Annotated in this window: 24 protein-coding genes; 15 read left to right on the forward strand and 9 right to left on the reverse strand. The window is 68.4% G+C overall.

Annotation, left to right across the window (positions count from 1 at the left end):
• Positions 1–168: 168 nt before the first annotated feature.
• The 5 genes from AB0B91_RS54320 (at position 169) to AB0B91_RS54340 (ending at position 3,734) form a co-directional block, all read left to right on the forward strand.
• Positions 169–789, forward strand: coding sequence for a type II secretion system F family protein (locus tag AB0B91_RS54320; RefSeq protein ID WP_358339365.1), 621 nt, complete (start codon positions 169–171; stop codon positions 787–789).
• Positions 790–1,457: 668 nt separating this feature from the next.
• A complete protein-coding gene (locus AB0B91_RS54325) occupies positions 1,458–1,862 on the forward strand; it encodes a type II secretion system F family protein (protein WP_358339418.1) in 405 nt (134 codons plus the stop codon).
• Between the two features lie 311 nt (positions 1,863–2,173).
• Positions 2,174–2,779: a DUF4244 domain-containing protein gene (locus AB0B91_RS54330; RefSeq protein ID WP_358339367.1), complete on the forward strand. Its 606-nt coding sequence runs from the start codon at positions 2,174–2,176 to the stop codon at positions 2,777–2,779.
• On the forward strand, positions 2,776–3,219 hold the full coding sequence (locus AB0B91_RS54335; protein WP_358339369.1) for a TadE family type IV pilus minor pilin: 444 nt from the start codon (positions 2,776–2,778) through the stop codon (positions 3,217–3,219). The genes AB0B91_RS54330 and AB0B91_RS54335 overlap by 4 nt, the downstream gene beginning before the upstream one ends.
• Positions 3,216–3,734, forward strand: a complete 519-nt coding sequence (locus AB0B91_RS54340) for an Rv3654c family TadE-like protein (protein ID WP_358339371.1) — start codon at positions 3,216–3,218, stop codon at positions 3,732–3,734. The genes AB0B91_RS54335 and AB0B91_RS54340 overlap by 4 nt, the downstream gene beginning before the upstream one ends.
• Positions 3,735–3,975: 241 nt before the next feature.
• Here AB0B91_RS54340 and AB0B91_RS54345 read toward each other — a convergent pair whose 3' ends face one another.
• A complete protein-coding gene (locus AB0B91_RS54345; protein WP_358339373.1) occupies positions 3,976–4,614 on the reverse strand; it encodes a class I SAM-dependent methyltransferase in 639 nt (212 codons plus the stop codon).
• A 581-nt stretch (positions 4,615–5,195) separates the two neighbouring features.
• Between AB0B91_RS54345 and AB0B91_RS54350 the strand changes: the two genes are divergently transcribed.
• Entirely contained in the window at positions 5,196–7,526 is a 2,331-nt protein-coding gene (locus tag AB0B91_RS54350; protein ID WP_358339375.1) for a hypothetical protein, read from the forward strand.
• 201 nt (positions 7,527–7,727) lie between these two features.
• Here the strand turns inward: AB0B91_RS54350 and AB0B91_RS54355 are convergent, their stop codons facing one another.
• Positions 7,728–10,247 (reverse strand): DEAD/DEAH box helicase, encoded by a 2,520-nt coding sequence (locus AB0B91_RS54355; protein ID WP_358339376.1) that lies wholly within the window; start codon positions 10,245–10,247, stop codon positions 7,728–7,730.
• Positions 10,248–10,655: 408 nt separating this feature from the next.
• On the opposite strand from AB0B91_RS54355, the gene AB0B91_RS54360 reads away from it, so the two are divergent.
• The 4 genes from AB0B91_RS54360 to AB0B91_RS54375 all read left to right on the forward strand — a co-directional run bounded on the left by AB0B91_RS54360 (position 10,656) and on the right by AB0B91_RS54375 (position 15,025).
• Positions 10,656–11,006, forward strand: coding sequence for an STAS domain-containing protein (locus AB0B91_RS54360; RefSeq protein ID WP_020542579.1), 351 nt, complete (start codon positions 10,656–10,658; stop codon positions 11,004–11,006).
• A 2-nt stretch (positions 11,007–11,008) separates the two neighbouring features.
• Positions 11,009–11,446, forward strand: a complete 438-nt coding sequence (locus AB0B91_RS54365; RefSeq protein WP_219529099.1) for an ATP-binding protein — start codon at positions 11,009–11,011, stop codon at positions 11,444–11,446.
• Between the two features lie 552 nt (positions 11,447–11,998).
• A complete protein-coding gene (locus tag AB0B91_RS54370) occupies positions 11,999–14,317 on the forward strand; it encodes a sodium-translocating pyrophosphatase (protein ID WP_358339378.1) in 2,319 nt (772 codons plus the stop codon).
• Positions 14,318–14,548: 231 nt separating this feature from the next.
• Complete coding sequence (locus tag AB0B91_RS54375; protein WP_358339380.1) at positions 14,549–15,025, forward strand: histidine phosphatase family protein; 477 nt, start codon at positions 14,549–14,551, stop codon at positions 15,023–15,025.
• On the opposite strand, the gene serB is transcribed toward AB0B91_RS54375, so the two are convergent.
• Genes serB through AB0B91_RS54390 form a run of 3 tightly spaced genes read right to left on the reverse strand, consistent with a single transcriptional unit; the run spans position 15,015 to position 17,945 of the window.
• Positions 15,015–16,232 (reverse strand): phosphoserine phosphatase SerB, encoded by a 1,218-nt coding sequence (gene serB, locus AB0B91_RS54380; RefSeq protein ID WP_358339382.1) that lies wholly within the window; start codon positions 16,230–16,232, stop codon positions 15,015–15,017. The two genes, AB0B91_RS54375 and serB, sit on opposite strands and share 11 nt — an antisense overlap.
• 49 nt (positions 16,233–16,281) lie before the next feature.
• Entirely contained in the window at positions 16,282–17,292 is a 1,011-nt protein-coding gene (locus AB0B91_RS54385) for an S-adenosylmethionine:tRNA ribosyltransferase-isomerase (protein WP_358339384.1), read from the reverse strand.
• Positions 17,289–17,945: an SDR family NAD(P)-dependent oxidoreductase gene (locus AB0B91_RS54390; RefSeq protein ID WP_358339386.1), complete on the reverse strand. Its 657-nt coding sequence runs from the start codon at positions 17,943–17,945 to the stop codon at positions 17,289–17,291. Before AB0B91_RS54390 ends, AB0B91_RS54385 begins: the two co-directional genes overlap by 4 nt.
• 123 nt (positions 17,946–18,068) lie before the next feature.
• Here AB0B91_RS54390 and AB0B91_RS54395 point away from each other — a divergent pair, with 123 nt between their 5' ends.
• On the forward strand, positions 18,069–19,196 hold the full coding sequence (locus tag AB0B91_RS54395; protein ID WP_358339388.1) for a GAF domain-containing sensor histidine kinase: 1,128 nt from the start codon (positions 18,069–18,071) through the stop codon (positions 19,194–19,196).
• The gene (locus tag AB0B91_RS54400) at positions 19,193–19,819 is read left to right on the forward strand and encodes a response regulator transcription factor (protein ID WP_358339390.1); all 627 of its coding nucleotides are present in this window, start codon (positions 19,193–19,195) and stop codon (positions 19,817–19,819) included. Before AB0B91_RS54395 ends, AB0B91_RS54400 begins: the two co-directional genes overlap by 4 nt.
• Here the strand turns inward: AB0B91_RS54400 and AB0B91_RS54405 are convergent.
• Both AB0B91_RS54405 and AB0B91_RS54410 read right to left on the reverse strand, forming a co-directional pair.
• Complete coding sequence (locus AB0B91_RS54405) at positions 19,811–20,425, reverse strand: response regulator transcription factor (protein WP_358339392.1); 615 nt, start codon at positions 20,423–20,425, stop codon at positions 19,811–19,813. The genes AB0B91_RS54400 and AB0B91_RS54405 overlap by 9 nt on opposite strands.
• A gap of 37 nt (positions 20,426–20,462) precedes the next feature.
• Entirely contained in the window at positions 20,463–21,653 is a 1,191-nt protein-coding gene (locus tag AB0B91_RS54410; RefSeq protein ID WP_358339394.1) for a sensor histidine kinase, read from the reverse strand.
• A 136-nt stretch (positions 21,654–21,789) separates the two neighbouring features.
• Between AB0B91_RS54410 and AB0B91_RS54415 the strand changes: the two genes are divergently transcribed.
• On the forward strand, positions 21,790–22,725 hold the full coding sequence (locus AB0B91_RS54415) for a CPBP family intramembrane glutamic endopeptidase (RefSeq protein WP_358339396.1): 936 nt from the start codon (positions 21,790–21,792) through the stop codon (positions 22,723–22,725).
• A 93-nt stretch (positions 22,726–22,818) separates the two neighbouring features.
• On the opposite strand, the gene AB0B91_RS54420 is transcribed toward AB0B91_RS54415, so the two are convergent.
• Together AB0B91_RS54420 and AB0B91_RS54425 are read right to left on the reverse strand one after the other, a co-directional pair.
• Entirely contained in the window at positions 22,819–23,106 is a 288-nt protein-coding gene (locus AB0B91_RS54420) for a hypothetical protein (RefSeq protein WP_358339398.1), read from the reverse strand.
• Positions 23,103–23,432 (reverse strand): hypothetical protein, encoded by a 330-nt coding sequence (locus tag AB0B91_RS54425; RefSeq protein WP_358339400.1) that lies wholly within the window; start codon positions 23,430–23,432, stop codon positions 23,103–23,105. Before AB0B91_RS54425 ends, AB0B91_RS54420 begins: the two co-directional genes overlap by 4 nt.
• A gap of 173 nt (positions 23,433–23,605) precedes the next feature.
• Here AB0B91_RS54425 and AB0B91_RS54430 point away from each other — a divergent pair, with 173 nt between their 5' ends.
• Together AB0B91_RS54430 and AB0B91_RS54435 are read left to right on the forward strand one after the other, a co-directional pair.
• Positions 23,606–23,932 (forward strand): helix-turn-helix transcriptional regulator, encoded by a 327-nt coding sequence (locus tag AB0B91_RS54430; protein WP_358339402.1) that lies wholly within the window; start codon positions 23,606–23,608, stop codon positions 23,930–23,932.
• On the forward strand, positions 23,839–24,237 hold the full coding sequence (locus tag AB0B91_RS54435) for a DUF5753 domain-containing protein (RefSeq protein ID WP_358339403.1): 399 nt from the start codon (positions 23,839–23,841) through the stop codon (positions 24,235–24,237). The genes AB0B91_RS54430 and AB0B91_RS54435 overlap by 94 nt, the downstream gene beginning before the upstream one ends.
• Positions 24,238–24,255: the final 18 nt, after the last annotated feature.

Here is a 24,255-nt window from a genome sequence, read left to right on the forward strand (position 1 = left end):
GCACTGCCACCGGCCCTGCACTGCCACCGACCAAGCTCACCCGACCGGACCACGACGAGCGAAGGGAGCGTAAATCCTGTGATCGCAGCCCTCATGGCCGCATTGTCCACAGCAGCCGCCATATGGCTGTGGACCGGCCCAAGCACTGCCACAGCCCGCCTCGACAGGATGACCTCCATCCGCGAGCCATTCCAGCAGCGATCCATAAAACACCTGATCACCCGCCCCAGCCCAGCCCGTCGCGCCGACGCCTGGCGCCGAGCATCGATCGAGCTCTGCCAAGCCCTCTCAGCCGAACTGACCGCAGGCCGTACTCCAGGCGAAGCTCTCACCAGAGCGATCAACGCAGTGGACTTCCCAGACCCGGAAGCCCTACGCCCGGTGATGGCGGCGGCAAGGGATGGCGGCGACGTGTCCACGGCTCTCGTCTCCGTGGCCCCACAGCAGGGCGGCGAGGGACTACGCAGCCTGGCGGCCTGCTGGAGCGTCAGCGTCACCGTAGGCGCAGGACTAGCTGCCCTCGTAGAACGCGTCGGCAGCACGCTACGTTCAGCCCAAGCCCACCGCCAGGACGTCACGGCACAACTGGCCGGCCCTCGCACCACCGCGAGAATGCTGGCCGCACTCCCCGCCCTAGGCCTCCTCATGGGAAGCGCACTGGGAATGCACCCACTCGACTTCCTCTTCGGCAACCTCCCCGGCCTCGCCTGCCTCACGGCCGGTATCGCTCTCGACGCCTGCGGCCTGTGGTGGACCCACCAGATGGCGACCCACGCTGAAAACTCGTAACCACAACCCGCCCAGACCTCCGCCCCAACCCGCCCAGACCTCCGCCTTGGCCACCTCAGCCTTGGCCACCTCAGCCTTGGCCACCTCAGCCTTGGCTACTACGGCCACTCAGCGGCGCCCGTTTCAGCCCGTCCACTTCAACGGCAGCGACCGGCTCCTTGGCTGCTATCTCCTTCCTCAAGCGATCGCGCCGCGCAACTGACCGGAACGGATCCCCGACGATGCTCGAACTGCTCTCCGCAGCCTGTGCCTGCGCAGCAACCTGGCTGTGGATCTCACCGACAACCCCGGCCGAACGCCTGACCCGCCTGCTACCGCCAGGAGCGGCCGCCCAAAACCGCCCCGGACCCCAGCGACCCACACGCGCACCCTCTTCCGCAGGGCCAAATGCCGACACGTCCCCCATACGCCCGGATACCGACACTCTCTCCCCGCCAACCTGGCTCGATCACCCCGCAACTTCACCCCAACCGATCACCCGCCGCACGATCGTCGGAGCCCTCAGCGCCGCCCTCATCACCGCTCTACTCATCGGCGGAGTAGCCGGACTGATAGCGGCCCTGCTCATCGCCCCGATCGTCGGTGTGGCCCTACACAGACGAGACGACCCAGAAGCCCGCCAAGACACCAAACAGATCACCACAGACCTGCCGTTCGCCGCCGACCTGATGGCAGCTTGCCTACTCGCCGGGCAGCCGGTCAGCGCGGCCACCGAGATAGCAGCAGAAACACTGGCCGGCCCACTCGGCCAGCGCCTGTCATGGGTTAGCCGCCAACTCCGGCTGGGCGCCGACCCAGACCCCACCTGGGCCTTTCTCGCCAGAGAACCGGCTACGGCACAACTGTCACGAGCAATGAGCAGAGCCGCTCAGACCGGCGCCCCAGTGGCAGACGTCCTGACCCGCCTGGCCAACGACGCTCGCGAATCCACCCGAGCCACCTCCGTGGCCGCAGCCAGGAGCGTGGGCGTCAAGGCAGTAGCACCTCTCGGCCTGTGCTTCCTACCGGCCTTCGTCCTGCTCGGCATCATCCCCATCGTCGCCGGCCTCGCAACCGCCATCACCTTCCCGTAGCACCTACCCAGAGACCAGCCCGTGCTTCGGGGCCAGCTTGCATCCAGGGGCCAGTCCCGGGACTGGCCTTCCTCCCCAGGACCTGCCCAGGACCTGCCCACCCCGGACTGCTCTGCTCCAGGATCGGGCTGCGCTTGAGGACCCGCCCGTGCCCAGGAACCTGCCTGCCTGGGCTCCGGGGCGGGCCTGAGTTCCCGAACCCGTCTGAGCTCTGCAGTCGGCCTGCGCCCTCGAACTGAAACCTGCCTGTGCTCAGCAGCACCCGTCCGCAGAGCAGGCTGATAGCGCTCGACTTCTTCGCCAAGGAGGGCGTGGACCTGACGAAGATCGTCGTCGGGCACGCGGGCGACACCAACGATCTCGACTACCTGATGCGTCTGGCCGACACGGGCGCCACGCCTTCGAGCCGGTCGGCCTGGCCTCGAATCAGCGTGGACTTCCGAGCCGACCCAGGCGCAGGCAGTATGCCTTGCCCTATCGCTCATCCACAGGTGCCCTACCACCTATCAACAGGCCGCTCCGACGCCTCCACTTATCCCCAGAACCCCGTTCGGGCCGTCCGCCGCATCCAGCCTTCAGGCACCGTTGGACCCACGCCGGACAACGCCCGGCCCCGATCACCTGGAGGCACCATGCACGATGCGGCAACTCCCCCGAACGCTGCCGCCACACCCCCAGAAGACCGACAGCTCGCCAAAGCGGCCAACCCAGCCGCCCACCTCCACAACTGGCTCGCCGACAGGTGGATCCGCTGTTCGGGACCGCTCAGCGATCGCGGCATGTCCACAGCCGAATACGCAGTGGGCACGATCGCCGCATGCGCCTTCGCAGCGGTGCTGTTCAAGGTGGTCAGCAGCCCAAAGGTGCAAGTGATGCTCTCGAAGCTCATCGACCAGGCACTCAACGCAGCTGGATGACCCCGCCCCAAGCTGCGACCCCCAAACGCGTGAAACGTTCAACCCCACGTCTGAAGCGGCCAACATCGCACGTGAAACGCCCGTCATCGGACAGGAAGCGCCCGGCATCGCGCGGCTCTGTGACAGCTGAGACCGCCATGGTCCTACCCGCACTCATGGTCGTCTTGGCCGCCGCGCTGTGGGCGATCCAAGCAGTCGGGGTTCAGTTGGCGTGCGTAGACGCGGCGCGCGCCGCAGCGAGGGCCGCCGCCAGAGGCGAGCCGCTGGACCAAGTTCGCGAACTCGTTCAATCCGCCACCCGGCCCAACGCACGGGTGGACATCAGCCGCAATCCAGAGAGCACAAAAGTAGAGGTCTCGGTGGAGGTACGACCAGCATGGGGAGCGTCTCTGCCCGCCGTACGAGTAGCCGCCTCCGCGACCGCTGACACGGAATCATGACGTACTGGCACACATGCGCGAAGAAGCATCGAGAGTCAACGTTCGCCAAGCAAGCAGACCGTGGCTCCGCGTCATTGTGGGGCGTCGCGCTCATGGGCCTGCTCATGACGGTTGCCATGGCCTTCGTCACGGTGGGTTCCGTACGCGTAGCACGTCATCATGTACAGGACGCAGCCGACCTGAGCGCTCTTGCCGCAGCCAGGCTCGCGATCGTCGATCCTCAAGCCGCCTGCGACAGGGCGAAGATCATAGCCGCGAAAAACGCCGTTCAACTCCTCCAATGCACACTCACAGGTGAAATCGCAGACGTCCGAACCTCGCTGACCATCACCCTGCCCGCCATAGGGACACGAACCCTGACCGGCAGAGCCCGCGCCGGCCCAAGCGAATACACAGACCAAGCGCGGCACCCATGGACCGGCACCCATGGACCGGAGCAGGGACGCCGAGCAGGGGAGCACGACCGGAGCAGGAACGCGAACCGCATAAGCATGCACAGGGTCGAGTACGAGTAGTGACGCGGACCTGATTGCTGGCAGAACGCGCCAGCCTGTGAGGTGGACACGGAAGGGCGCGCACAAGCAACCCAAGACCGATGGACCTGGTGAACGAGGGCGGGCAAGTGGGTGACCTGGACGTTGCTCAGCCAGGGCGTGGACATCCGGCCCCGCTCGGCGCGGCAGACCACCACGGTGATTCGGGCGAGTACACAAGACCGCAGGTGAAAGACCCTATCCGGCGGTTCTCCTGGACTGGTCAGATCCGCGTGCCACCGAGTAACAGGAAGAGCGGAACGCGGCGGCGACGCGCCATCTCGGCCAAGTCGCCGTCGAACCGCTCTTCCCGAGGAGCGCACTCACGTAGAGCTGACAGCGCAAACCCGGCGTTCACCAGCGCATCTACGTAGTCCTCAACCGTTCGATGAAACCAGGTGACGCTGCCGCCCAACCAGCTGCGCTGCCGTGGCCCCTTGAGGAAGTAGTCATCGACGATCCAGTTCGTGCGCGGCTCTCCTGTCCCGGCGTCATAGGAGCTGAGAACGGGATGAACAACCGAAAAAACAATCCGCCCACCAGGAGAAAGACATGCATGGCACGCCATCAACACCGCCGCAAAGTCCTCGACGTAGTGCAGTGCGAGACGAGAAACGATCAGGTCGAACGAGGACGGCGGGGCGGCGAAGTCCTCCATATCCACCTGCTCAGCACGCCCACAGGTGCCCTGAAGGGTTTCGCTGGCTGCCTCGACCATGACCGCAGAGCCGTCCAGACCCAGGTAGCTACTACAGCCAGCGTTCAGCAGAGTCCGCCCGATGGCCGCGTCCCCGCAACCGAGATCCAAAACCCGCAAGCCGGTGACCTTGCCCATCACGTCCAGTAGCGCGGGCTCCTCCATGACGTGATTGGGGCTCGTCACCCCGCTGTGACGATGGTCGAGATACCTCTGAGAGGTCGTAGGCGAGTCGTAGAAAGAACCACCACGCTGGGGTGTAGCAGTCATGAGGGGAAGCGTAGATCGATCAGCCGGTCTGACGACGTTGCCGCCGAGGCTGAACGTGTGGAACTGAGAGTGTGACGGCGACCCGTTTGTGGCTGCATCGTCCTGTCCTATAGCCCGGGTCCTGGCTCCATGCCCCTCCCGCCTCCCACCTCCCGGCTACCGTGCTGCGGGGTCACCGTGCGGAGTCTGCCCTTTTGAGAGGGTCGGGCCTTGTTCGCGCTGGGGGTTGGGGCCGGGCGGGGCCGGTATTTAGCGCAATGTTCGTGAAAGCAGAGGCGATTTTCGCTTCGCAGAACAATGTGGCTTCTGGGGCTGTCGGGGCTAGGTCGCAATCGAATTACGACTTCTTAGACAGAGTGTCCAAGAGTTAGATAGCTCACATAAGGTGCCGCTTACCCGTGAGTCCATGCCGTCTGGGACCGGAGTCTGGGATAGCCCGGATCTGAGCCATTAGGGTGCGGATTCAGGGGCGGTCGATGATCTATGTCGGCCGAGCGGACTGCACTTCCGGTCGTCGCGTGAACGCCCCAGGGTGGTCAGGCGGCGCGAGGCTCTCTATGGAGGGAAGCGCCGTGACGGTGGTTGGCAGAGCGATAGTCGCGACGGCGGTCGTGGCGGGATCCATCGTGCTCGGTGGGTCCGCTCAGGCGGCCGTGGTGATGCGGCAAGGCGCGAGCCCTGGGGAGATCACGTCTCCGTCCGACGGTCAGGTGGTCACGAGCGGATCCGTGCCGATCTCAGCGCGTACCGGTGTGATGCAGCTCAACATGGGCGTGTACGTGGAGGGGCCCTCGACCGCCAAGCAGAAGGTCGCCGGCGGAGGGGCCAACCAGACGCTTTCCGGTACGTTCGACGCCGGCAGCGTCCCCAACGGGACCTTCAACGTTATTCTCAAGGGCGAGATCACCGGCACCACTTACGCGACGAGCACCTTCAAGCTGAGGCGGCCCGCCGCTGCGCCGGACAACGTCGCCGCGGCCCTGGAGGGCACCGAGAAGATCGTGGTGACATGGAGCAAGGGTTCGGAGCCCGATCTCCAGTCGTACGAGGTCGCGACCAGCCAGTCCGGCATCGTGGGCAGGCTGCCCGCCGACAGCGCCTGTTCCGGATCATCATGCAAGGCCGTGCTCGCCGTACCGTCCAAGGCGGCTGGGCAGCGGGTGGGCTTCACCGTGAAGGCGTTCAGGGGCGACGGTGACGGGGGGTCGATCGGGTCGGGCAATTCCGGCGCCGCGTACGTGACCGTTCCCGCTCCCCCAGCCGCCAAGCCCAAGAAGACCGCTACGAAACAGGAAACGCCGACCACCAAGAAGGGCGTCGACACCCTGCCGACGCTGCCCGGCAAGAAGCACACGCAGCCCACGGCCGTGCCCACGCGCAAGACGACCACGACGAAGAGCACCGACAAGCTCCCCGCCATGCCCGACACCGACCCCAAGGGCAACCTCCCGATTCCGACCGCTGACACGACCGGAGACTCGGGCAAGACCGACGGACTCACTCCCGACGACACCAAAGGCGATGCGGAATCCGCTCCTGTCGACTCCAAGGTGAAGGCTCAGTCATCGGAGTCGCCGACCGGAAGTATCGGCCAGTACGGCCTGTACGTCGCAGGTGGGCTCGTCTTGCTGCTGTTGGCCGCGCATGGAGGCGCGTGGGCGCGTCGCCGGTCTCTCGCTGGAGCTGCTGCAACAGCTGGGGGGTCGACGTCGCACGCGGCTGCCGCTTCGCCCAGTCCGGGCATTTCGCCGCAGCTCAGTACGGTCAGCGTTCCGTCCGCCACTACCTCGGTGCCCCGGCGTCCGGCGGTGGTCCTGGCCGTTGCCAAGGTCCGTTCGGCCAGTGAGCATTCTCGTACGCAAATGCCCGAACAGTCCGGTGCGCCGGAGCGGTCTGGCGTCGTCCGGAGGGCGGAGCTTTCTCGCGCGTCAGAGCGGCTTGGTGGGCGCCCTCAGCCTCAGGCTTCGGGGGCCCCGCGTACGCCGGAACGGTCAGGCGCGCAGGCGCCCGTACGGTCTCGCATGCAGGCTTTGGAACACCCTGGCTCAGCGGCGTCCGACCGGCTCGGTTTGGGAGTGTCTGACCAGCTCGGTGCGGGGGGTCCCGATCGATCGGGTGTGGGCGTGTCGGATCAATCCGGTCTGGCGACGTCTGATCGGTTGGGTGCGGGGGTTCCTGATCGGTCCGGTATGGGGGCGCACGATCGGCCTGGTCTGGGAGTGTCTGGGCAGTTCGGTGTGGCTGCTGCGTCCGATCGCTTCAATCTGGCGGCGGCCTCGGATCTACCCGCCACGCCATCCGCCGCAGCCTGGCGTTCTGAACAGGGGCCGAGTGTCGGTCGGGCTCAGGGGCCGGGGCAGGGGTTGGCTCGAGCGGAGGTGCGTGCTGCTCTCCCGCTGCACCTCAGCGACGCGGACATGGGTGCCGATCAGGATGACTGGGTGTCTATCGAGCAGGAGGTCGGGGCGCCTGTCGATCAGGGTGGCCGGACGGGAGCTGACCGAGAGGGCGTTGACCAGGGCGGTCGGATGCGGGCTGATCTGGACGGTCGGGAGGTCCGCCAGGAGCCTATTCGGATCGCATTGCCCAGTTCGGCCGTGATCGTGGTGCCTGAGTCGGCCGCCGCCGTCACCCCGCCCGACGTACGCATCGAACAGCGCTGGGACGACTACCTGCCGCCGTCGCCCAGAGCCATGGAGGACAGCGGCTTCTGGGAGCGCCCGCAGCCCGGGGCGGGTGACTTTTGGGCGGCTGACGAGGATGAGAGCGCGTTCGCCGGTCACCGCCATCGCGGCGGCGACAGCTAACTCACGGCCAACCCGACCCGTCTTCCGGTCTCCGATCTCGGTCCGGGTCCTCGGTCCGGGTCCCGGTCCCGGTCTGCAGTCCGGGTTCCCGGCCCCGGTCCCCGGCCTGCGATCTCATCGACTCCGCCCTGTATGCCGGAGGAATCGGCCGAGGGTGGTTTCGCTTGGATACATCCAGGCTTCGGGTGGTTGAGTGTTCGGCTAGACCGAGGTGGGAGTGGAGCGGAGCAGGGTGTCCAGAAGGTGGATGGCGCCGCGTTTGTCCAGCGGCTCGTTGCCGTTCCCGCATTTCGGGGACTGGATGCAGGATGGGCAGCCGCGTTCGCACTCGCAGGAGGCGATGGCCTCGCGGGTGGCCGTGAGCCAGTCGGTCGCACGGGCGTAGCCGCGTTCGGCGAAGCCGGCGCCTCCCTCATGACCGTCGTACACGAACACCGTCAGCAGGCCCGTGTCCGCGTGAAGTTCCGTGGAGACGCCGCCGATGTCCCAGCGGTCGCAGGTGGCGAAGAGGGGGAGGAGGCCGATGGCGGCGTGTTCGGCGGCGTGGGCGGCACCGCCCAGGTCGAAGCCCTCCTCGGCCAGGGCGGCCACCTCTGAGGCGGGGAGGGTCCACCAGACCGCGCGGGTGCGGAGGGTACGCGGCGGGAGGTCCAGAGGCTCGTCGCCGAGCATCTCGCCGGACTGGAGGCGGCGCTTGAGGTACGAGACCACCTGACGGGTCACCTCCACCTCGCCGAAGTGGAGGCTGCCGGGGCCGAGGTCGTGCGAACGCAGGGAGGCGAGGACGGAGATGTCCGTGATGTCGCGCGCGAACGTCGTGTAGTCGGGCTGCGAACTGCCTACGAGGGCGACCCCGGCTTCCAGGTCGAGGAGCTCTACGAGGTACGTCTCGCCCTGGTGCAGGTAGACGGCGCCGGTGTGCACGGTGGTGTGGGCGGACGGCTCGTCCACGCTGCCCAGGAGGCGGCCGGTCGCGGACTCCACCACCTGGATGGGCGCGCCTCCGCCGCCCCTGATGTCGGCCAGGTCGGTGGCGCGTTCGCGCCGGGTCCAGAACCAGCCTGCGGGACGCTTTCTGAGCAGGCCCTGCGTGACGAGGTCGGCGAGGACGTTCGGGGCAGTGGGGCCGAAGACGGGCAGGTCGGCGTCGGTCAGCGGGATCTCCGCGGCGGCGGCGCAGAGATGGGGGCCGAGGACGTACGGGTTGTCCGGGTCGAGCACGATCGCCTCTACGGGCTGGCCGAAAAGGGCTTGGGGGTGGTGTACGAGGTAGGTATCTAGGGGGTCGTCCCTGGCGATGAGTACGGCGAGAGCTTCCTGGCCGTCGCGGCCTGCTCGGCCCGCCTGTTGCCAGAGAGAGGCTCGGGTGCCCGGCCAGCCGGCGATGAGGACGGCGTCCAGGCCGGAGACGTCTACGCCGAGTTCGAGGGCGTTCGTGGTGGCCAGGCCCATGATGGAGCCCGAGCGGAGGGCCTTTTCGAGCAGTCTGCGGTCTTCGGCGAGGTACCCGGCCCGGTAGGCGGCGATTCGGTCCGGGAGGTCGGCCCAGTCGGCGGAATCGGGCAACGCCCAGGACAGTGCGCCCTGGTCTGGGGGCGGCGAGGGCGCCTCGCGATCAGCGGACGCCGAGGGGACGTCCCCGCCGTGGTCGAGGAACGGCGGGGTGATGCTGCGGCCCGGCGGCTGAGAGGGTCCGTCGTGGTCCAGAGTGGGCGCTTCGCGGTCTGGGGACTGCGAGGCGGCACCCTGGTCTGGGGACTGCGAGGGGGTGCCGCGGTGGGTGGGTGCTGAGGGGGCGTCGTGGTCTGCGGGCCGAGAGAGGGCGTTGCGGTCGGTGGGTGCTGCGGCTCCCTGGTCAGGGGCCGCTGTGGGGAGGTCCTGGACTGTGGGAAGTGGTGGCGTGCCGAAAGCACCGGCCGTAGGGGCGCTCGTACCCGATTGCGTGCCTGAGCCGCCCGTGGGCGCCCCAGGCGTACCACCTAGGGAAAAAGCGACGTCGGCGAGTTTGGCGCGGGCAGCGAGGGCGACCGTTTCGGCGCCGCGGCGTGAGCGGACGAAAGCGAGGGTGCGGACGTTCGCCAGGACGAGGTCCGTGAGGAGGTCCGCGGCCTCGGCCGTGGCGGTGCGGCGCACTGGAGCGCCTCTCTCGCCCCGTAGTTCGGTCAGGGGCGGCTCCCAGAGCGCGATGGTCGTCGCACCCTTCGGAGACCCGTCCGACGTCACCTCGGCCATCTCAAGCCCCGTCAGGCGCATCGCGAACGCCCCGGGTTCGCTGGCGGTCGCTGAGGCCAGCAGGAAAACGGGCTGAGAGTTGTATCGGGCGCAGATCCGGCGCAGGCGGCGCAGGATCTGCGCCACGTGCGAGCCGAACACCCCGCGGTACCCGTGGCACTCGTCCACCACGACCATGCGCAACCGCCGGAAGAACGATGACCACTGGGCATGCCGCGGCAGGATGCTTCGATGCAGCATGTCGGGATTTGTCAGTACGTAGTTGGCGTGCTGCCGGATCCAGGTACGTTCCTCGAACGGGGTGTCGCCGTCGAAGCAGGCCGCGCGGAGCTGTGTGATGCGGAGTTCGCGGAGGCTGCGGAGTTGGTCGGCGGCCAGGGCCTTGGTGGGTGTGAGGTAGAGGACGGTGCCGCCGTCGAGGCAGGAGGCTACGGCCGGAGTGAGGTACGCCAGCGACTTCCCGGACGCCGTTCCGGTAGAAATGATCACGTTTCGGCCACGATGGGCTAGGTCGGCGGCTTCGTACTGGTGTGGCCACAATCCCGAGATGCCGCGGTTCGCCAAGCGCGTAACCAAGAGTTCCGGCGCCCAATTCGGCCATCCCGCTTGACCAGCCTGACGTGCTGGAACATGCTCCACATGGGTGACACGCTCATGACGTGCGGGAACTCCGAGCAGGTGCCGGAGGAGTGGACCTGGCCGGTGTGGGGAGGAAGCGGAGGAAGTCACTGTTTCCAGTCTGCATCCGTGGGCAAAGTCGCCGGGAATCGTGATTTCGTATAGACACAAGCCAGACGCGTGGTTGAATGCCGCGCGTCGGGGTCAGACGGTCTGGAGCCCCGTTCCAGACTGCCAGGCCCGCAAGGGTACTTTCGCAGGCGAGGCGCTGGAGGATCTGTGGATCTGAAGTTGGATCACCACAACGAGGACCGACTCACCATCGTCGAGGTCGAGGGTGAGATCGATGTCTACACGGCGCCGAGATTGCGTGAGCTCCTCATAGACCTGGTGAACAAGGGCAACTTCCACCTTCTCGTCAACATGGAGAAGGTCGACTTCCTCGACTCGACGGGCCTCGGTGTCCTGGTCGGGGGGCTCAAGCGGGTTCGGGCGCACGACGGTTCGCTCGAGCTGGTGTGCACGCAGGAGCGCATCCTCAAGATCTTCCGGATCACCGGGCTGACCAAGGTCTTCGGGATCTACGCTTCGGTCGACGAGGCCAAGGAAGCTCACGGCAAAGACAAGTAGTGATGGCTACCGTCGAGCTCACGTTCAGCGCCCTCCCCGCGCATGTGCGGACCGCCCGGCTGGTCGCGACGGCGATCGCCCGGCGCACAGGCGTGGAGGAGTCACTGCTGGACGAGGTCAGGCTCGCCGTCGGTGAGGCCTGCTCCCGGGCGGTTGAGGCGCATCGCGCACACTGCCCGGGAGAGCCCATCCGCATCGAGCTGAAAGACGATTCGGGGCGGTTCGAGGTAACGGTCAGCGATCAGGCTCCCAGCGACGAGATCAAGCAGGAGCAACCTCTCGATCTGGGCATGCTGTCCGACTCGTTCATGTCAGGGTTCGGCATCGCGGTGATCGCGGGGCTGGCCGATGACGTGGAAGTGTTCCCCAGTCCCAAGGGGATGCGCATCCGCATGAGCTGGCCCGCCGCGCGCAACGGTCACGTACCGACGCAAGCATAATTTTTTCTTTACGGCACAGCACGGTGGGCCCCAACCGCCGACCGTGGCTGGGCCCTGTCCAGGGGGACGGTCCTCTGGTGATACGGGGCCGGGCGCCGATACGAGGCCCGGCACCCATGGCTTCCGCCAGCCGACAGCCATAGGGCCTCCCTACAAGGCCGAGTCGTGGTGCCCACGGCTCGGCTTCGGCATGTCCAGAGCTCCAGCCCGTCCAGAGCTACAGCCAGTCCAGAGCTCCGGCGCGACCGAATCCCAGGTTTCGGGCGTGTCGTTTCGGGCACCTTGTCATGGCCGTAAACCGGCGGAAATATCGGTTGTCAGATGGCAAATCGCCGTGCTGGCAGGGGATTACTGGACGCGTGGCCAAATAGCGACCGGCAGAGCCTTCATATCCGCGCAGCCCGTGCGTAGACTCCCGGCACCGGCCAAGGTGATCCGGCGAAACTGCGGACTCATCCGGAAGCGGCACCCACAACCCGGATGGTGCCGCACCAGCCCGCCGATCTTTGCAGCACCGCCCGGGCAGGACGACCGGTCTTGCCGAGGAGAACGATGTTTAGGCAACTGCTGGCCGCAGAGCCAGCGTCCAATCTGGCCCTGAGCGGTAACAATCTCACTATCGTGATCGTGGTCGCCGCGGTCGCACTGATCGCCCTAGCCGTCGCCGGCGGCCTGGTGCGCGAAGTGCTGTCCGCCGACGCGGGCACGGAGCGCATGCAGGACATCGCCCGTGCCGTACAGGAAGGGGCCGCCGCGTATCTCGCGCGGCAGTTCCGCACGTTGGCGGTCTTCGTCGTCGTGATCCCCTTCCTGCTGCTCCTACTACCGGGTGAGACCGATGTGCGCATCGGCCGCTCGATCTTCTTCGTGGTCGGGGCGGTATTCTCCGCGCTGACCGGCTTCATGGGCATGTGGCTGGCCGTACGCGGAAACGTACGCGTCGCGGCGGCCGCCCGTGATTCGGGCGAGAAGCGCGCCATGCGCATCGCCTTCCGTACAGGCGGCGTGGCCGGCATGTTCACCGTGGGCCTCGGCCTGTTCGGCGCGGCCATTGTCGTCTTCGTCTATCAAGGTGACGCGCCGGGTGTCCTCGAAGGCTTCGGCTTCGGGGCGGCACTGCTGGCGATGTTCATGCGAGTCGGCGGCGGCATCTTCACCAAGGCCGCCGACGTGGGCGCCGACCTGGTCGGCAAGGTCGAACAGGGCATCCCGGAGGACGATCCGCGTAACGCGGCGACGATCGCCGACAACGTGGGCGACAACGTCGGCGACTGCGCGGGTATGGCCGCCGACCTGTTCGAGTCGTACGCGGTCATGCTGGTCGCCAGCCTCATCCTGGGCAAGGTGGCCTTCGGCGAGCAGGGACTGATCTTCCCGCTGATCGTGCCCATGATCGGTGTGCTCACCGCGATCATCGGCATCTTCGTCACCCGGATGCGCGACGGCGACCGCAGTGGTATGGCCGCCATCAACCGCAGCTTCTTCATCTCGGCCGCGATCTCCGCGGTGCTGGTCGCGGCGGCGGCGTTCTGGTACCTGCCCGACACCTTCGCCGAGCTGACCGGCTCAGCAGTGCAGTCCACCGCCAACCCGAGGCTCATCGCCATCGGCGCGGTGATCATCGGTCTGGTCCTGGCCAGCGCCATCCAGCTGCTGACCGGCTACTTCACCGAGACGACCAGGCGTCCCGTCCGCGAGATCGGCGAGAGCTCGGCCACCGGCCCCGCGACCGTCATCCTGGCGGGCATCAGCGTTGGCCTCGAATCGGCCGTCTACTCGGCGCTGATCATCGCGGGCGCGGTCTACGGCGCGTTCCTGCTGGGCTTCGGGAACGTGACGATCGCGCTGTTCGCGGTGGCGCTGGCCGGCACCGGCCTGCTGACCACGGTCGGGGTCATCGTCTCGATGGACACCTTCGGCCCGGTCTCCGACAACGCGCAGGGCATCGCCGAGATGTCCGGCGACGTCGAGGGTGAGGGCGCACGCGTGCTCACCAGCCTCGACGCCGTCGGCAACACGACGAAGGCCATCACCAAGGGCATCGCGATCGCCACGGCGGTGCTCGCGGCGACCGCGCTGTTCGGCGCCTTCCGCACGGCCGTGGAGACGCAGCTCACCGATGCGACTCAGTCGGTCAAGGAGGCGCTCGGCGCGTTCTCCACGTTCAGCCTGAGTATCGACCAGCCCAACGTGCTCGTCGGTCTGGTCATCGGCGCGGCGGTCGTGTTCCTCTTCTCCGGCCTGGCGATCAGCGCGGTCGGACGGGCCGCGATGCGCGTGGTCTTCGAGGTACGCGACCAGTTCCGCAACCACCCGGGCATCATGGACGGCACGGAGAAGCCCGAGTACGGCCGCGTCGTCGACATCTGCACCCGTGACTCGCTGCGCGAGCTGGCCACGCCCGGCCTGCTGGCGGTCATGACGCCCATCGCGGTCGGCTTCGCCTTCGGTTACGCGCCGCTGGGCGCGTTCCTGGCCGGGGCCATCGCGTGCGGCACGCTCATGGCGGTCTTCCTGTCCAACTCGGGCGGTGCCTGGGACAACGCCAAGAAACTGGTCGAGGACGGACACCACGGTGGCAAGGGGTCGGCGGCCCACGAAGCCACGATCATCGGTGACACGGTCGGCGACCCGTTCAAGGACACGGCAGGTCCGGCCATCAACCCGCTGATCAAGGTGATGAACCTGGTGGCGCTCCTGGTGGCGCCGGCGGTGGTCCTGTACGCGGGCAACCCGGCGCTGCGCATCGGGATCACGGTCGTGGCGGTGGGCGTGGTGGTCGGCGCGATCCTCGTCTCCAAGCGCCGTTCGGTCTCCAGCGAATCGACCAGCAACGACAACAACAGGGAGCACGAGCCGGTGGCTTCGTAGCGACCCCGTCCGGACGCCCGCTCCTCCGAGGTCTGGGGGAGCGGGCGTTTCACGTGCGAGAAACGGAGGGTCAGGTGCGGCACCCGCGGCACCCCGGTGGGAAACTGGGCGGATGAACGACAAGCCGCCCAGCGGCGGCAAGACGCTGGCCTACATCCTGCTGGCGATGCTGGCCATCCTCGCCGTGATCGTCGCGCTGGGCGTGTGGGCGACGAGAGGATGATGAAGCACGTGCGTACGTTGATCGTGCTCCGCCACGCCAAGGCCGCGCAGATTCCCGGGCTGGAGGACAGCGAGCGCCCGCTGACGCACAGGGGCGAGCGCGACGCGAAGCGGGCCGGGGACGAGGTGCGGGCCCTCGGGCTGGCTCCCGACCTGGTGCTGTGCTCCCCGTCCCTGCGTACGCGGCGCACCGCCGAGCTGGCCTTCCCCGAGGTGGCCGTCAGCTACGAGCGTGACGTCTACCAGGCCTACCCCGAGGAGCTGCTCGCGCTGGTCAAGCTGACCGATCCGGAGCTCGGGACGGTGGTGCTGTGCGGTCACAACCCGGGCGTGCACGAGCTGGCGATCTCGCTGGCCGGGGGCGACTACGGGTTCCGGCCGGGCTCGTTCGCGGTCATCCGTACCGAATCCGACTGGGTGGACCTGTGGCCGGGCCAGGCCGAGCTGGTCACGCGCTGGGACCCCAAGGGCGAGGTCACCGGCTGAGTACGCCGTCCTCGGCGTCCGCCGCCTCCACCTCGTCCCTGGAGATCCCGAGCAGGTAGAGGATCGAGTCGAGGTAAGGCGTGTTGACCGCCGTGTCCGCCGCCTCCCGGACGACCGGCTTGGCGTTGAACGCGATGCCGAGCCCGGCCGCCGCGATCATGTCGAGGTCGTTGGCCCCGTCGCCGATGGCCACCGTCTGGCTGATCGGCAGCCCCGCCTCGCGGGCGAAGCGCTCCAGCGCGCGGGCCTTGCCCGGCCGGTCGACGATCTCGCCGACGACCCGGCCGGTGAGCTTGCCGTCGACGACCTCCAGGACGTTCGCCGCCGAGTAGTCGATGCCGAGGTCGTCGACCAGGGAGTCGGTGATCTGGGTGAAGCCGCCGCTGACGATGGCGAAGCGGTAGTCGAGCCTCTTGAGCGTGCGGACCAGCGTACGGGCGCCGGGGGTGAGCACGACCTGCTGGCGTACCTGCTCGAACACCTCCGCCGGCAACCCCTCCAGCAGTGCGACCCGGCGGCGCAGTGATTCGGCGAAGTCGAGCTCGCCGCGCATGGCCTCCTCGGTGACCCGGGCGACCTCTTCGAGACAGCCCGCGTGCCCGGCCAGCAGCTCGATGACCTCGCCCTGGATGAGCGTGGAGTCGACGTCCATGACGACCAGCCGCTTGGCCCGCCGGGACAGGCCGGTGCGCTGCACGGCCACGTCGACGTGCAGGGCGGCGGCCTCGGCGGCCAGCTCGACGCGGAGCGCGCTCGGGTCGGCGCCGGAGACCGACAGCTCGATGCAGGTGACCGGCCACTGGGCGAGGCGTTCGATGCGGTCGATGTTCGCGCCGGCGGCGGCGATGCGCCCGGCGATCCCGGCGATCGCGGCGGGCTGGAGCGTCGCGCCCAGCACGCTGACCGACAGGCGGCCACGCCGGCGCTGCTCCTTGGTCTGCGAGCCGGTGGAGAGCTCCAGCTCCAGGCCGAGGTCCTCAGCCACCCGCTCGACGGCGGTCCACATGGCGCCGAGGGTGCTGCCCGTGCCGGTCGACGGACCGCCCGCGTACGCGACGAGCACGCCCAGGGTGAGCCGGCCGCGGATGACGACCTGCTCGATGTCGGCCACGGTCACCGGGAAGCCCGAGAGAACCGAGAAAAGCCGAGAAGTGACGCCCGGCCGGTCTGGGCCGGTCAAGGTAATCAGGAGGGTGCGCTGGTCCACATTGAGCCAGGCTACTGCGCACGTTCCGCCGCATGAGCACGAGGGGCCACTATCGGCTCAGCAGCAGGTGGGTGTCACCGAACTCGTGCCACAGGTATCCCTCCCGCAGCGCCGCCTCATAGGCGAGGGTGAGCGGCTCCCGTTCGGCGATCGCGCTGAGCATCATCAGGTGGCTCGACCTGGGCTCGTGCAGCCCGGTGATCAGCCCGTTCACGGCTTTCACCCCGATGGCGGGCGTCACGATGTGCCGGGTCCAGCCCGCCGAGGCGGCCACCTGCCCGTCGCCGCCGACGGCCGTCTCCAGCGCGCGCACCACGGTGGTCCCGGCCGCCACCACCCGCCCGCCGTTCGCCGCGGTCAGGTTGACCAAGCGCGCCGTGGCCGCGGGCACCTCGTAGCGCTCGGCGTAGGGCGGCTCGTCCTTCTCCGGCGAGGCGACGCCGGTGTGCAGGGTGATCGGCGCGATCCCGACGCCGCGCGCCACCAGAGCCGTGACAAGTTCGGCGGTGAACGGCCGGGCCGCGCTCGGCATCTCGGCGCTGCCCGGCACGGTGGCGAAGACGGTCTGGTAGGAGTCGAGCGGCCAGTCTCGGGACACGTAGGAGTAGCGGATCGGCACCCCGTGATCGCGCAGGTACGCCTCAACGTCACGGTCGAGCACGGCCCGCCACAGGCGCGGTGTCTCGCGTTCGATGAGCCGCAGCGTCGCCCGTCCCGGCAGCGGCAGCCACTCGCCCGGCTCGCCGCCGCCGTACGGCTCGGAGGCCTTGGAGGTACGGCGGCGCAGCTCGACCAGCCAGGTGCCGTCCTCGCGCGCGGTGGAGAAGTGCACGGCGAGCCGGTCGAGCCTGATGGCGGCGGGCAAGGTCGCCGAATTGTTGACCACGATCAGGTCACCGGGGTCGAGCAATCCCGGCAGGTCGGTGAACCGGTGGTGCTCCGGCGGGAGCGAGCCGCGCGAGACCAGCAGGCGCACCGAGTCGCGGGTCAGCCCGCGCGCCTCGGGCGGCTCGTGCGCCGACAGCGTGTCCGGCAGCGCGAAGTCGAGCGCGGCGGTCATTGCAGGCTCACCCGGCCGCTCGCCGGGCGGGACCTGACCAGGTCGTACAGCGCCGCGGCCACCTTGGCGGGATCCGTGGCGCCGGCCGCCTCCTCGGCGCCGACGGCGTCGGCCAGCATGCGGGTGTTCATCTCGCCGGGATCGGTCCACCAGACGGCCAGATCGGGCTCTTCGGCCGCCAGCACGTTGGAGAGCTGCTCCAGGGCGGCCTTGGTGGCGCCGTAGGCGCCCCAGCCCTCGTAGGCGCCGGTGGCGGCGTCGGAGGTGATGTTCACGATGGCGCCGCGCGTGGCGCGCAGCGCGGGCAGCGTCGCCTGGATGAGGGCCAGGGGAGCGATCACGTTGGTCTCCAGCAGCGCCCCGAACTCCTCCCGCGGGTACACCGCCAGCGGCGGCAGCGGAGTCACGCCCAGCCCGCTCGCGTTGTTGACCAGCAGATCCAGCTCGGGTACGGCCCGCGCGAGCCGCTCGACGTGCGCCGGGTCGGTCACGTCGCCGGGGATGGCGGTGGCGCCCAGCTCGGCCGCGACCCGCTCCAGGTCCGCCGCGCCACGGGCGGTGAGCAGGAGCTCCCACCCGGCGGCGGCGAGTGTCGTCGCCAGAGCCAGACCCAGGCCGCGGGAGGCGCCGGTGATCAGTGCGGTGTTCGTCATGTCTCGACGTTAGGAGTGCGGTGGCGGCCGGACATCGGGCTGAGGGCTCGCCTCGTCCTGGGCAGATGGACCTAGGACCAATGGGGCGTGGGCGTGGAGGCCCAGGCCCATAGAGTGGATCCCGTGGCCTCCGACAGAGCCTCCGACAGAGACGAGATCATGCAGGCGGTGAGCACCGCCGTGCTCGCGGTCACCCGGCACCTCTCGGTGCGCGAGGTGCTGCAGGTCATCGTCCGCTCGGCTCAGCGGCTGCTCGACGCCCGCTATGCCGCGCTCGGCGTGCCCGACGAGGACGGCTCGTTCGCCGAGTTCGTCGCCGAGGGGCTCACCGACAAGCAGTGGGACGCGATCGGCCCGCTGCCCAGGCAGCATGGCATGCTCGGCGCGATGCTCCGCGACGGGGCTCCGGTGCGGCTGCCCGACCTGCGCGAGGACCCCAGGTTCGAGTGGTGGCCCAAGGCGCATCCGGTGATGAAGGACTTCCTCGGCGTCCCGATCCGCGACGGCGACGAAGTGCTCGGCATCATCTTCCTGGCCAACAAGCGCGCCCCCGACGGCTTCACCCCGGCGGACCAGGACCTGCTCACGCTGTTCGCCGCGCACGCCGCGATCGCGCTGACCAACGCGCGGCTGTACGAGCGGGGCCGCGAGCTGGCCATGCTCGAAGAGCGCAACCGGATGGCCCGCGAGCTGCACGACGCCGTCACCCAGAAGCTGTTCTCGCTCCGGCTGACCGCGCAGTCCGCCGCCGTCCTGCTGCGCAGCGCCCCGGACGAGGCCGCCGCCGAGCTCGAACGCGTGCAGCGTCTGGCGGGCGAGGCCCTGGCCGAGCTCCGGGCGGTGATCGTCGAGCTGCGCCCGGCCGAACTCGACCGGCACGGCCTGGCGGAGACGCTGCGCAAGCACGTGCGCCTGCTCGACCGGCTCCACCCCGCGCGCGTCACGTTCGAGGGCGACGAGCTGCCGCCGCTCGACTCGGCGATCGAGGTGGCGGTGCTACGGGTCGCGCAGGAGGCGCTGCACAACGCCCTCAGGCACTCCGACGCCGGCCTCGTAGAGGTACGCCTGGGCGACGAGGGCGGCAAGCTGGTGCTGACCATACGAGACGACGGCAAGGGCTTCGAACAGGCCGAGTCGCGCGGCCTGGGCCTGGTGTCGATGAGGGACCGGGCGGAGTCCGTCGGCGGCGTCATGACCGTGGCCTCGCCCCGCGACGAGGGCACGACGGTCCGAGTGGAGGTAGGCGTTTGATCCGGGTGCTGATCGCCGACGATCATCCAGTGGTGCGGCAGGGCCTGCGGACCTTCCTCGACCTCCAGGAGGACATCACGGTCGTCGGCGAGGCGGCCGACGGGGCCGAGGCCGTCGCGCTGGCCGGCGAGCTCGTCCCCGACGTGCTGCTGCTCGATCTGAAGATGCCGGTGCTGGATGGGCTCGGCGCGCTGGCCCGGCTCTCGGGGGCGCTGCCCAGGGTGATCGTGCTGACCTCGGTGAGCGACCGGTCCGACGTGGCTCCGGCGATGCGGGCGGGCGCCGCCGGGTTCCTGTACAAGGACGTCGATCCGAACGCGCTCGTGCAGGCGGTGCGGGCCGTACACGGGGGGCAGGTGCTGCTCGCCCCCGAGGCGGCGGAGGCGATGCTGACCGGCGCGAACGGCTCGCCGACGACATCGATGGGTCCGGTGTCGCTGACGGAACGGGAGCGCGAGGTGCTGGCACTGATCGCGGCCGGCCAGTCCAACCGGGAGATCGCCAGGAGCCTGTCCGTCGCCGAGAAGACGGTCAAGACCCACGTGTCCAACGTGCTGATGAAGCTCGGCGTCCAGGACCGCACCCAGGCCGCCCTGTACGCCGTACGCCACGGCTTAGCTTGACCTGGCGATGTGAATGGCCAGCTGGGTGCGGTCGCGTAGCCGCAGCTTGCGCAGGATGCTGGAGATGTGGTTCTTCACCGTGCCCTCGGTGATGAACAGCCGCCTGGCGATCTCCCGGTTGGTCGCGCCATCGCCGACCAGGACGGCCACCTCGTGTTCGCGTTCGGAGAGCTGGTCGGCGAGGTGCGGCGGGGCGGGGGCGCTGCGCAGCTCGGCGACCACCCGCTCGGCGGCGACCCCGCCCAGCACGGTCTCGCCCCTGGCCGCCTTGCGGATGGCCGCCACCAGCTCGTCGGGCGGGGTGTCCTTGAGCAGGTAGCCGCGGGCGCCGGCACGCAGGCCGCCGAAGATGTAGTCGTCGTCGTCGAACGTGGTCAGGATGATCGCGGGGATGTCGAGCCGGCCGATCAGCTCGATCCCGTCCATTCTCGGCATCCGGGCGTCGACCAGCGCCACATCGGGCCGGGCCGAGGGGATCAGGTCGAGCGCGGCCAGCCCGTCCGCGGCCTCGCCGACGACCTCGATGCCTTCCTCCAGCTCCAGGAGCTTGCGCAGGCCCTGGCGCATCAGCACCTGATCGTCCACGATCAGCACCCGTACGGTCACACACCCACCCCCACTCCGACGATCAGCACCTGTACGGTCACACACCCACCCCCACTCCGGCGGGCAGGCTGACCCGTAACGCGAACCCGCCGCCCGTGAGGCTTCCGGCGTGGAGCGAGCCGCCGAGGGCGCCGACCCGCTGGCGCAGCCCGGTCAGGCCGTGCCCGGCGCCGAGCTCCTCGTCCGTCGCGCCGTGCCCGTCGTCGGTGACGGCCAGTTCGACGCGGTCGTCCGCGGTGCCGAGCACGACCTCCACGTGCCGCGCTCCCGAATGGCGCACCGCGTTCGTCAGCCCCTCCTGCAGCGCCCGGTACATCACCAGCTCGGCCTGTTCCGCCAAGGCCGGTTCCGTACCCTCCGCACGGAACACGACGTCCAGCCCGGTGCCCTCGAACGACCTGGCCAGCTCGGCCAGGGCCGCGGCGCCCGCCTTGCCCTCCAGCGCCAGCGGCTTGAGCGCCCGCACCCAGCGCCTGGTGTCGGCCAGGGCCTCGACCGTGAGCTGCTGGGCCTGGCGCACCTCGGCCCACGCCTCGCCGGGGCGGGCCTCGCGGTAGCGCTGGGCGTTCTCCAGACCAAGGTTGATCACCGTGAGGTAGTGGCCGACGGAGTCGTGCATCTCGCGCGACATCCGGGCCCGCTCCTCGGCCACCGTGAGCTCGCGCACCCTGGCGGCGTAGCGGCGCAGCTCCGCGTGGGCGCCGGTCAGCTCGGCCAGCAGCCGCTCGTTGTCGCCGGCGCGCTGCCTGGCGCCCAGCAGGACGCGGGCGGTGATCAGCGCCCACACGGTGAACACGGCCATCACGGTCGCCTCGCCCAGCGCCGAGGAACCGCGCCCCGCCATCAGATTGCCGATCAGGGAAAGGAGCGTCGCGGCCACACTGAAGCCGGTGCCGCCGCCGAGCCCGAACACGCAGACGACGTGCACGATGGTCACCACCACCAACGGGATGGTGGTGATCGCGCCTCCGACGGCCATCCCGCCCAGTGAGGCCAGTACGAAAAGCAGGCTCAGCGCCTTGCGGCCAGGCCTCGCCGCGCGATTCCATCGCAGGAGCCGCCAGCCGGCCAGCATCACCACGGGCGGTACGCAGTACGCCCACGGCACACGGCCCGCGCCCGCCGCCATGAGCAGGGCCCAGAGCAGCATCAGATCCGAACAGTAGAAAAGGGCGCTGAGAATGTAGGGGGCGCGCTCATCGGTGCCATGTGTCCAACGATCAGCCACGCTTCCACGCTAACAGCGGGGACGGCGGAGCCCTCGGGCTGAGCGGCCGAACATGACCTGCGACATATGGAAGGACAGGCCGGGATCGGTCTCGCGCAGGATTCGCCCGGCTACGCCGATCTCTACGTTCAGGCATATGAACCACGATTTCGTCAATGCCGCGACACGCAGCACCCATCCGCTGGTGGCGGTCCTGCTGGCGCAATTGATCTACGCCGCGGGGGTCGTCATCGGAATGGCGCTCTTGCTGCCTCTCGGCATGCTCTTCCCCGGCAGGCAGTCGGGCCCGCTCCTCGCGATCCTGCTGCTGCTGACGACCGTGATCCAGCACGCACCGATCTTCGTGCTGTTGTGGCTCTGGACGCGCTTCTACGAGAAGCGGCCGTTCGCCTCGCTCGGCCTCACCTGGGGCAGGGACGCCTGGCGGCAGCACCTGATCGGCTTCGGCCTGGGCGCGGCCTTCATCGCGGGCTGGCTTGTGTTGCAGTACGCCACGGGCAACCTGCGCGTCGTCGGCTCGCTGTGGGACTCCGCCCTGATCTACCTGCTGCCCGTGTCCTACCTGTCCAGGATCATGATGATCGCCATCGAGGAGATCCTCTACCGGGGCTGGATCCTGCAGAGCGCCGGGGCGCGGTGGGGCGTGCCCGCGGGCATCGCCCTGTCGTCCGCGGCGTTCGCGCTCTTCCATTTCTTCGGCCCCCTGATGCTGATCGCGCCGCTGCACACCTTCCACTGGGTGCTCGCGACCAACCTGGTGCTCTGGTCGGTGCTGGCGGCGCTGCTCACGCTGACCGGGCGCGGTCTCTGGGCGGCCATGGCCTTCCACGCAACGTCGCTCTGGCTGGCCAGCCAGGTCTTCGTGGTGGCCGGGCCGGGCCAGCGCCCGCCGGACATGGCCGTGCTCCTGCTGAGCCAGCCGAAGGCCAGCCCACTGGCCGGAGAGGCGGCTCTGGCCGGGCCCTTCACCGGCCTGCCGACCACGCTCCTGCTGGCCGTCCTGTGCATGGGCGCCTTGGCGGTCTATCGCCGGAGGTCTCGCGTCGAGCCGCCCACAGCCGTTCCTGCCTGATCCGCCGCGTGTTACGGCCTGACAACTCGTGCTTCTCGACGCCCTGATAGGCGTGGCGACGCCGTCCCTCCAGATCCCACGCCGCCACGCCGTCTACCAGGCGCTACCGGACAGCAACGCCGCCCAGATCACCCGAGCTTCGGCGAGAGACCATCGGCTGGTCTCGTGGATCTCCTGCTTGCGGTCAAACTGAACGATTCGCCGGATGAACGCCTGCCCGCGGCCCTCGCACAGTTCGTAGACCGTGGCGCGGCAAGCGCAGGTCCAGTCCACCGGCCTTATGCGATCAGAGGTCCGGTACGGCTTGCTCCACTTCAACCGAGTGTGATCGCGCTGAGTCATGGCCACATGCGGGCTCAGGCACTCCTCCAGCGACATCACGATGCGTCCCCGTGGACCGGCTCCAACAACGAGCGGCTTTGATGTAGTTGGACGTACCGACTCGCGACACAACGGGCGACGGTAGCCGGGTTTTCCACGTTGTAGACCGTGTAGAGCCGTCGGCCCGTCCGCCCCGAGATCTGCCCCGTCCACCAGCGGTAGACGAAGCCGTCCGTCCAGACCAGAAGGTCAAACCAGACCGACACCAGAGCGACGCCGTAGCCATCATGAACGTCAGCGAAGATCCCGTGCTGTTTCAGTGCGTTACTGAGCTGGCCGGCGGCGTGGACGGCAGGCGTCCGGGTCAGCAGAGCGGGAGCGATCATCGTTGTCCGTCTCCTCTCGGCGCGGTTTATGTTTGCAGTCGGATTGCCCTTCCAAATGTGTAGCGAAGTGGCTACGTTCGGTAGTTGGATGCCTCCAGCGGTGAACCCGCAGATTCAGTTGCGTCTTTGGTAGGACACACAACGATTCGTGTAGTCCCTGTAGGACAGGAGTAGTGAGGCCCTCTCCGAGCGAGCTGGACGCGAACGCGAGCGTTCTTGCTTACTGGGGTTCCGAACTCCGTAAATACCGGGAAGCGGCGCAATGGAGTCAGAAGGAGCTCGCGAGAAGGATCTCCTATTCCACATCTCTTGTCGGTCTCATCGAGACGGCCAAGCGTGCGCCGACAAGGGAGTTCGCGGAGAAGTGTGATGACGCATTGGAGACGGATGGCGCTCTCGTCCGTCTATGGCCTTTGATCGGCAGGGACATCTACCCTGTCTGGTTCTCACCAAGCCGGACCCGCCCATGTTCTTGGCAACCCTGGACGAAGCCGTGTTGATCCGTCCCATCGGCGGCCCGCAAGTCATGCGCAAGCAGCTGGAGCAGCTTCGCGAATTGGTTCAGCGGCCCCGAATCACCATTCAAGTCATCCCGCTTGAAGTGCGCGCGCATGCCGGTCTAACCGGGGCATTCGTGATCGCGAGCTTCAGAGGATCGCCCGACATAGTCTATTTGGAAACCGCAGTCGAGGGTCAGATAGTCAACGGTCCCACTGAAATCGAGACACTGAACCCATTTCAGGCTCCCCGGCGAGCGCCCTGGTCACAGCGTGATCGCGATGCCGGTGTTCGGTCGGTAACGTAAAGAAGCTCCTGGTAGACG

This window comes from Nonomuraea sp. NPDC049141 (assembly GCF_040648415.1).
Classification (GTDB): Bacteria; Actinomycetota; Actinomycetes; order Streptosporangiales; family Streptosporangiaceae; genus Nonomuraea.

Bases quoted from the DNA above. Each gene is read 5' to 3' on its own strand.
- AB0B91_RS54320 (WP_358339365.1), top strand. From the start codon at position 169: ATGACCTCCATCCGCGAGCCATTCCAGCAGCGATCCATAAAACACCTG.
- AB0B91_RS54325 (WP_358339418.1), top strand. From the start codon at position 1,458: ATGGCAGCTTGCCTACTCGCCGGGCAGCCGGTCAGCGCGGCCACCGAG.
- AB0B91_RS54335 (WP_358339369.1), top strand. From the start codon at position 2,776: ATGACCCCGCCCCAAGCTGCGACCCCCAAACGCGTGAAACGTTCAACC.
- AB0B91_RS54340 (WP_358339371.1), top strand. From the start codon at position 3,216: ATGACGTACTGGCACACATGCGCGAAGAAGCATCGAGAGTCAACGTTC.
- AB0B91_RS54345 (WP_358339373.1), bottom strand. From the start codon at position 4,614: ATGGAGGAGCCCGCGCTACTGGACGTGATGGGCAAGGTCACCGGCTTG.
- AB0B91_RS54350 (WP_358339375.1), top strand. From the start codon at position 5,196: ATGATCTATGTCGGCCGAGCGGACTGCACTTCCGGTCGTCGCGTGAAC.
- AB0B91_RS54365 (WP_219529099.1), top strand. From the start codon at position 11,009: ATGGCTACCGTCGAGCTCACGTTCAGCGCCCTCCCCGCGCATGTGCGG.
- AB0B91_RS54370 (WP_358339378.1), top strand. From the start codon at position 11,999: ATGTTTAGGCAACTGCTGGCCGCAGAGCCAGCGTCCAATCTGGCCCTG.
- AB0B91_RS54385 (WP_358339384.1), bottom strand. From the start codon at position 17,292: ATGACCGCCGCGCTCGACTTCGCGCTGCCGGACACGCTGTCGGCGCAC.
- AB0B91_RS54390 (WP_358339386.1), bottom strand. From the start codon at position 17,945: ATGACGAACACCGCACTGATCACCGGCGCCTCCCGCGGCCTGGGTCTG.
- AB0B91_RS54415 (WP_358339396.1), top strand. From the start codon at position 21,790: ATGAACCACGATTTCGTCAATGCCGCGACACGCAGCACCCATCCGCTG.
- AB0B91_RS54425 (WP_358339400.1), bottom strand. From the start codon at position 23,432: ATGATCGCTCCCGCTCTGCTGACCCGGACGCCTGCCGTCCACGCCGCC.
- AB0B91_RS54435 (WP_358339403.1), top strand. From the start codon at position 23,839: ATGGCCTTTGATCGGCAGGGACATCTACCCTGTCTGGTTCTCACCAAG.